Annotated in this window: 7 protein-coding genes; 3 read left to right on the plus strand and 4 right to left on the minus strand. The window is 72.9% G+C overall.

Annotated features, from left to right (window positions below; translation table 11 throughout):
* The first annotated feature begins 97 nt into the window (after positions 1 to 97).
* On the plus strand, positions 98 to 622 hold the full coding sequence (locus ABZ876_RS29000) for a hypothetical protein (protein WP_361787417.1): 525 nt from the start codon (positions 98 to 100) through the stop codon (positions 620 to 622).
* A gap of 128 nt (positions 623 to 750) precedes the next feature.
* Here the strand turns inward: ABZ876_RS29000 and ABZ876_RS29005 are convergent, their stop codons facing one another.
* Positions 751 to 1,206 carry an RpiB/LacA/LacB family sugar-phosphate isomerase gene (locus ABZ876_RS29005; protein ID WP_361787419.1) on the minus strand — a complete coding sequence of 152 codons (456 nt, stop codon included), beginning with the start codon at positions 1,204 to 1,206 and terminating at the stop codon, positions 751 to 753.
* 190 nt (positions 1,207 to 1,396) lie between these two features.
* On the opposite strand from ABZ876_RS29005, the gene ABZ876_RS29010 reads away from it, so the two are divergent.
* Entirely contained in the window at positions 1,397 to 2,011 is a 615-nt protein-coding gene (locus ABZ876_RS29010) for a DNA polymerase ligase N-terminal domain-containing protein (RefSeq protein WP_361787421.1), read from the plus strand.
* A gap of 144 nt (positions 2,012 to 2,155) precedes the next feature.
* Here ABZ876_RS29010 and ABZ876_RS29015 read toward each other — a convergent pair whose 3' ends face one another.
* Positions 2,156 to 3,607 (minus strand): MFS transporter, encoded by a 1,452-nt coding sequence (locus tag ABZ876_RS29015; RefSeq protein WP_361787423.1) that lies wholly within the window; start codon positions 3,605 to 3,607, stop codon positions 2,156 to 2,158.
* Between the two features lie 302 nt (positions 3,608 to 3,909).
* On the opposite strand from ABZ876_RS29015, the gene ABZ876_RS29020 reads away from it, so the two are divergent.
* On the plus strand, positions 3,910 to 4,491 hold the full coding sequence (locus ABZ876_RS29020; RefSeq protein WP_361787425.1) for a helix-turn-helix domain-containing protein: 582 nt from the start codon (positions 3,910 to 3,912) through the stop codon (positions 4,489 to 4,491).
* Positions 4,492 to 4,534: 43 nt separating this feature from the next.
* Here the strand turns inward: ABZ876_RS29020 and ABZ876_RS29025 are convergent, their stop codons facing one another.
* Together ABZ876_RS29025 and ABZ876_RS29030 are read right to left on the minus strand one after the other, a co-directional pair.
* Positions 4,535 to 5,377, minus strand: a complete 843-nt coding sequence (locus tag ABZ876_RS29025; protein ID WP_361787427.1) for a TIGR03943 family protein — start codon at positions 5,375 to 5,377, stop codon at positions 4,535 to 4,537.
* Positions 5,374 to 6,297, minus strand: a complete 924-nt coding sequence (locus ABZ876_RS29030; RefSeq protein ID WP_361787447.1) for a permease — start codon at positions 6,295 to 6,297, stop codon at positions 5,374 to 5,376. The genes ABZ876_RS29025 and ABZ876_RS29030 overlap by 4 nt, the downstream gene beginning before the upstream one ends.
* Positions 6,298 to 6,431 lie beyond the last annotated feature (134 nt).

The following is a 6,431-nucleotide window of genomic DNA, read 5'->3' on the forward strand; positions in this document are numbered from 1 at the left end:
CTCCCTCACGCCCCCGTTGTGCGAGTTCGCCCGCTATGCACCTGGGGGCAGTGTTGCGGTCGTAGTCACCGAGCCGTTCACGAGAGGAACGACCGCCATGAACCGACGCCTCGACAACCGACGCCACGGCCGCCTCGCCGCACTCGCCGCCTCGGCCCTCCTGCTGGCCGGGGGACTGCTCGCGGCCACCGTGCCCTCCGCGGCCGCCACGCCCGCGAAATACACCCATGCGGCCGCCGCCCAGCGGTTACGGCAGGCGGGCATCGGCTGGACCTCGTCGGGCGGGTGCAGCAACCGGAACAACCCCAGGTGCACCTCCTTCGAGCAGATCAACGAGTCGACCGTCGCCGGCGTGATCGCCTTCAGGCGGGCGAGCGGATGCGCGGTGACCCTCACCGGTGGCACGGAGACCGGGCACGCCGGCGGCACGTACAGCCACCGCAACGGGTACAAGGTCGACGTCAAGGTGACGTCGTGCGTGGACGCCTACGTCACCGGGAAGCTCCGCTACGCCGGGCTGCGGCCCGGCGACCACGCGAAGCAGTACAAGTCACCCGCGGGCAACGTCTACGCCCGTGAGGGTTCGCACTGGGACGTCACCTACTTCAACGGCAGCCGCTGACCCGGGCGGTGGCGGGAGCCGGCCGTCGTCGCGCGCCGCCACCGCAGGCCCGGCGGGGTCCGCAGGCCGTCCGTCACGGCACCGGACCCCGTGGCGGTCCGTTTCGGCACTCGTCCCGCCGCGGTTGGCTACGGCGTCGGCCTGCCGAGGTCGAGCCGTCCGATCCGGGCCACGTTCTCCCGGTCGTCGGCGTCCTCGCTCGCCTCGGCCGCGAACCAGGCGTCGAGGATCTCCTTGAGCAGCGCCTCGGATGTCAGCCGCAGGCTGAGTGCGAGGACGTTGGCGTCGTTCCAGCGTCGTGCGCCGTCGGCCGTGTAGGCGTCCGTGCACAGCGCCGCCCGTACCCCCGGCACCTTGTTCGCGGCGATCGACGCCCCGGTGCCGGTCCAGCAGCACACGACGGCCTGGTCCGCCGTTCCGTCGGCGACCTCGCGGGCCGCCGCCTGCGAGCACGACGCCCACCGGGCGTCGTCGCCGGGGCGCAGTGCGCCGTGGACCAGTACCTCGTGGCCACGGCCGCGCAACTCCCCGACCAGGCTGCGGGCCACGGGTTCGTCCATGTCCGAGGAAACGGAGATCCGCATGCTCCGGAGACTACCCGCTCGGCGGCGACGGCCCGCAGGTGCGGCTCAGGAGGCCGTCATGTCACGGCCCGGACGCGGCTTCGCAGGTGCATGTGCCCAGGACGGCCGACGGGGTACTCGGGCCGGGAGACGGCACAGCCCGGCGCGGCCGATCCGGCCGTGCCGGCCGGTGGGCGGAGAGGAGCGGGACGTGAGCGGCGGCGATCGGCTGCGGGAGTACCGCGGCAAACGGGACCTCGGCCGGTCCGGTGAGCCCCGGGGCGGCGACGCGTCCTCCGATGCGGAACCCCGTTTCGTGGTGCAGATCCATGACGCGAGCACCCTGCACTTCGACTTCCGGCTCCAGGTCGGCGACGTACTGCGATCCTGGTCCGTCCCCAAGGGACCCTCCACGGATCCCGGGGACAAGCGGCTCGCCATACCCACCGAGGATCACCCCCTGGAGTACGAGGAGTTCGAGGGCGTCATCCCGGCGGGCGAGTACGGCGGCGGCACCGTGATCGTCTGGGACCGGGGCACATACCGGCCGTCGAGCCACGACCGCCGCGGGCGGCCCGTCCCCTTCGCCGAGGCGCTGGAACGCGGCCACGCCACGTTCCGGCTGAACGGGGCGAAACTGAACGGCGAGTACGCCCTCACCCGCTTCCGGGGCGGCAAGGGCGGCGACGCGGACGCCTCCTGGCTCCTGGTGCGGACGGGCCACGCCCGCTCCGGCGGGCACGGCACGCCGGATCCCCGGCGCGCCCGCTCGGCGTGCAGCAACCGCACGCTCGCCCAGGTCGCCGCTGACAGCCGGACGAAGTGACCGGCCTCGGCCCGAGCCGTCACGGCCCGGAGCACTCGCCCCGGGCCGTGACGAAGGGATCTCCTGCTTGCCGGGCATCCTGTTCGTCCCGCTGGTCCCGGCGGACCGGAACGCCGTATGGAAGGCGTCACCGGACCGGAGGGGTCAGCCGCGCGCACCCTGCGCGGCGGGCTCCGGCTCCGTGCGGCCGTGCTGTTCGGACGCGCGCGGGGCACCGGTGACCCGGGCGGCGCGCCGGGCCGGTACCAGCAGCGCGGCCAGTGCCGCGGTGAGGCAGAGCAGGGCCAGCAGGCCGAAGCCGTGGGTGTAGCCGGAGGCGTAGGGCAGTCCCGAGGGCTGGAGGCGACCGGTCACCAGGACGCTGGTGACGGCGGCGCCCAGGGAGCCGCCGATCGTCCGGATGTTCGCGTTCATACCGGTCGCGGCGCCGGTCTGCTCGATCGGCACGCTGCCGACGATCAGGTTGGCCATCGACGCGAAGGCCAGTCCGATACCGAATCCGAACACACCCGCCACGAGGGCCACCTGCCACTGCCGGTCGTGCCACAGGGCGAGGAAGCCGCAGGCGACGGCGCCCAGAGCGGCACCGGTCGTGAGCAGCGTCTTGGCTCCGAGCACCGGCTCCAGGCGGCCGCTCAGCACACCCGAGAGGAACATGGCGACCAGCATCGGCAGCATGAGCAGCCCGGACGCGGTGACGGACGCACCGAAGCCGTATCCGGCGGAGGACGGCGTCTGGACGAAGCCGGGCAGGAAGGTCCAGATCGAGTACATTCCCGCGCCGAACAGCAGTGCGGCGGCGTTCGTGGTCCACACGGCGGGCAGCCTCATGACGCGCAGGTCGATCAGCGGGCCGCGGGAGCGTGCCTCGGAGAACAGCCACAGCGCGAAGAGCACCACCGCCGCTAGGAGCAGACCGATCACCCGGGCCGAGCCCCAGCCCCACTGGCCGGCCTGGCTGATCGGCAGCAGCAGGGACACCAGCCAGGCCGAAAGCAGCGCGGCGGCGGACCAGTTGACGCGGCCCTCGCTCCGGCGCGGCGACTCGGGCACATAGCGCAGGGCGATCATGGTGGTGACGGCGACGACGGCGACCGGTATCCAGAACAGCCAGCGGTAGTCGAGCGCGGAGACGATGGGGCCCGCCGCCACGATGCCCACGCCGCCTCCGGCGGCGATGACGGCGGACAGGTTGCTGATGCTGCCGCTGACCTCGTGCGGGGCGAACTCGTCGCGGATGATGCCGAAGGACAGCGGGAACAGGGCGCCGCCGGCGCCCTGGACCACCCGGGCGACGATCAGTACGCCGATGTTCGGCGCGAGCGCGGCCAGCAGACACCCGGCCAGCACGGTCAGCAGCACGGCGACGAGCGTGCGCTTCCTGCCGACGAGGTCGCCGATCCGGCCGAGGATCGGCGTGAACACCGAGGCGGACAGCAGATACGCCGTCATCACCCAGGTGGCGGTGGACTGTGAGGCGTGCAGCGCGTGCTGAACGGTCGGCAGGGCCGGTGCGATCAGGGACTGCAACATGGAGAACACGCCCGCACCGGTCGCCAGGACGGCGAAGGTGAGACGGGTGGACTTCCGTGGCATCGAAAAGCCTCTCCGGGCAGGGTGCGGCCGAGGTCGTCGGGCCGCGGTCGTACGGACTCGGTCGCGCCGCGGGGCGGCGCGGGGCACGCCGACGACCGCGGGTGCGGTCGCGAGCGGACGGGGGCCGGGCGGCCGCGGGCTGAGCGGGCCCGGCGTCGGATCGAGGGATACGAGGGCGTCGGCGACGCGTGCGGCCGCACGCGTCCAGGCCGAACGCTCCCCGACTGCTAAAGTGGAGGTACGCCTCCACTGTAACGGAGGCACTCCTCCGCTTCAACCCGGTTCCGTACAGGGAGGCCGCAGTGACGGCTCAGCCGTTCCCCGTCAGCGAGATCGTGGCGGCCCAGCGGCCGCACCGGAAAGACGCCGCCCGCAACTACGACGCCCTGATCACCGCCGCACGCGAGGCGTTCGCGGAGAACGGCGCGGAGGCGTCACTGGAGGACATCGCCCGCCGCGCCGGCGTCGGCATCGGCACGCTCTACCGCAACTTCCCGACCCGCCGGCATCTCTTCGAGAGCGTGTACGCGGGCGAGGTGAACGACCTGTGCCGGTTGGCCAGACAGGTGGCGGACCGCGAACCGTGGGAGGCGCTCACCTCCTGGCTGCGCCGGTTCGTGGACTACACCGTCACCAAGCGGGCCATCCGCGAGGCGATGGACGACGAGTCGGACATCTTCCTCGCCTGCCGGGAGTCCATGTACCAGGCGGGCGGCCCGTTGTTCGAGCGGGCTCAGAAAGCGGGCGAGGCCCGCACGGACCTGAGCTTCGACGACCTGCTCCGGATGGTCGCCGGGATCACCGCGACGAACTTCGTGGACGACGCCCAGCGGGGCCGGGTCCTGACCGTGGCCCTGGACGGAGTACGGACATCCGCGGCCTGAACCGGCCGCTCACCTCAAGGACCGGGCGCCACGGCCGCCGGCCTCACTGGTTCCAGCTCTCGTCGTAGGGGTCCTTCGGCGTCGGGACCGGCTTGGCCTCGATGACGTCGAGGAACGGGATGATGCCGCCGTTGACGGGGTCTTTGGCGCGCCGGGCGGTGTAGGTGCCGGTGACCTGGAGCCAGGAGTCGGGCTGGAGGACGGGCGGCAGCTTTCCGGACAGGCCGACCTTGACCGGCTGGGCGTCGGCGGCGCAGCAGTTGAGGGCCATGCGGACGAGATACGGGGCACCGCCGTGGTCGAGCGCCACAAACCCGGTGATCTCCACCTTGCGGTTGCCGAGGGAGTGTCCGTGGCCGTACGCCGCGCGGCCCGCGTAGTCCACCAGACTGAGCGGGACCGGGTCACCACCGGACGGCAGAGCCGGGGAGGCCAGCGGAGGCTGGAGCGCGGTTCCGGCGCGCAGGGCGCTGTACGAGCCGAGTGCGGGCGGGGCGACCAGGATCAGAGCGAACAGCGGCAGTACGAGCAGCCAGGAGATCCGCGGCTCGCGGTGGCCGTGGCCGTGATCCTGGCCGTCGCCGTGGCCGTGGCCGCCGTCGGGGCGGCCGTCGGGGCCGCCGTCGGGGTCATCGTGGCCGCTGTCGGGACCGCCGAGGACGGGGTCGTGCGGCTCTCCCCCGTCCCGAGGGCGCGGGACCGGCCGCGGCCGGCGCAGTTCGTACCAGACCGTCGCGAGCGCGGCCACGATCAGGACGGCCCCGGCGGCGAGCAGCAACGGCTGGAGCCCCGCCTTGACGTAACGCAGGTACAGGGAGGTCGTGCCGGCGTGCAGCATGGCCCCGCCGACCAGGAACAGCACGGCCGCTTGCGCCTGACGGTTCACAGCAGCACCGCCCCGGCCGGCACCGACACCAGGATCGCCAGCGCGAAGGTGGCGGGCGCGAACCGCAGGGCGAAGGAGCGTCCGAAGGTGCCCGCCTGCATCGCGAACAGCTTCAGGTCGATCATCGGTCCCACCACGAGGAACGCCAGCCGGGCGGTGAGCGAGAACTGGGACAGCGACGCGGCGACGAACGCGTCCGCCTCGGAACAGATCGACAGCAGCACCGCCAGGACCGAGAGCGCCAGGATCGCCACCACCGGGTTGCCCGCCGCCGTCCGCAGCCAGCTCGCCGGCGCCACGGCCTTGAGGGTGGCCGCGGCCATGGCGCCGACGACCAGGAAGCCGCCCGCGTGCATCACGTCGTGCCGTACGGACCCCCAGAACGCGGCTCCCTTGCTCCGCCCCTCGTAGGACGCGCGGACCGGCGGCTTCAGCCAGTCGGTGCGACCCAGCCGCTGCCATATCCAGCCCATCGCGCACGCCACCAGCAGGCTCGCCGCGAACCGGGCGAGGACCATCTCGGGGTTGCGCGGGAACGCCACGGCGGTGGCGGTCAGCACGATCGGGTTGATCGCGGGGGCGGACAGCAGGAAGGCCAGCGCCGCGGCGGGCGTGACACCCCGGCGCACCAGCGCCCCCGCGACCGGCACCGAGGCGCATTCGCAGCCGGGCAGGACCGCCCCGGCCATCCCGGCGACCGGCACGGCGAGGGCGGGCCGCTTCGGCAGGGCGCGGGCGAAGAACGAGGGCGGGACGAACACCGCGAGGGCCGCCGACAGCAGGACCCCGAGGACGAGGAAGGGCAGGGCCTGGACGACCACCGCGAGGAACACGGTCATCCAGCTCTGCATCACGGGCGCCGCCAGCACCCGCCGGATCGGGCCCTGCCCGACGACCAGCAGAAGAAGCAGCAGGACCAGTCCGTGGGAGGAGGTGAACTGCCAGCCCTGCGAAGGCTCCTCGTCGTGGCGATGCGCCCTCAGGGGGCCGAGAACCACCGGGTGATGCCGATGGTGGACTGGCTGCTGGAGACCGCCTCCCTGCGCGACTTTCT

Source organism: Streptomyces sp. NPDC046931 (assembly GCF_040644655.1).
Taxonomy (GTDB): domain Bacteria; phylum Actinomycetota; class Actinomycetes; order Streptomycetales; family Streptomycetaceae; genus Streptomyces.

Excerpts from the sequence above, each read along its gene's own strand:
- ABZ876_RS29015 (WP_361787423.1), bottom strand. The coding sequence starts at position 3,607 with ATGCCACGGAAGTCCACCCGTCTCACCTTCGCCGTCCTGGCGACCGGT.
- ABZ876_RS29000 (WP_361787417.1), top strand. The coding sequence starts at position 98 with ATGAACCGACGCCTCGACAACCGACGCCACGGCCGCCTCGCCGCACTC.
- ABZ876_RS29005 (WP_361787419.1), bottom strand. The coding sequence starts at position 1,206 with ATGCGGATCTCCGTTTCCTCGGACATGGACGAACCCGTGGCCCGCAGC.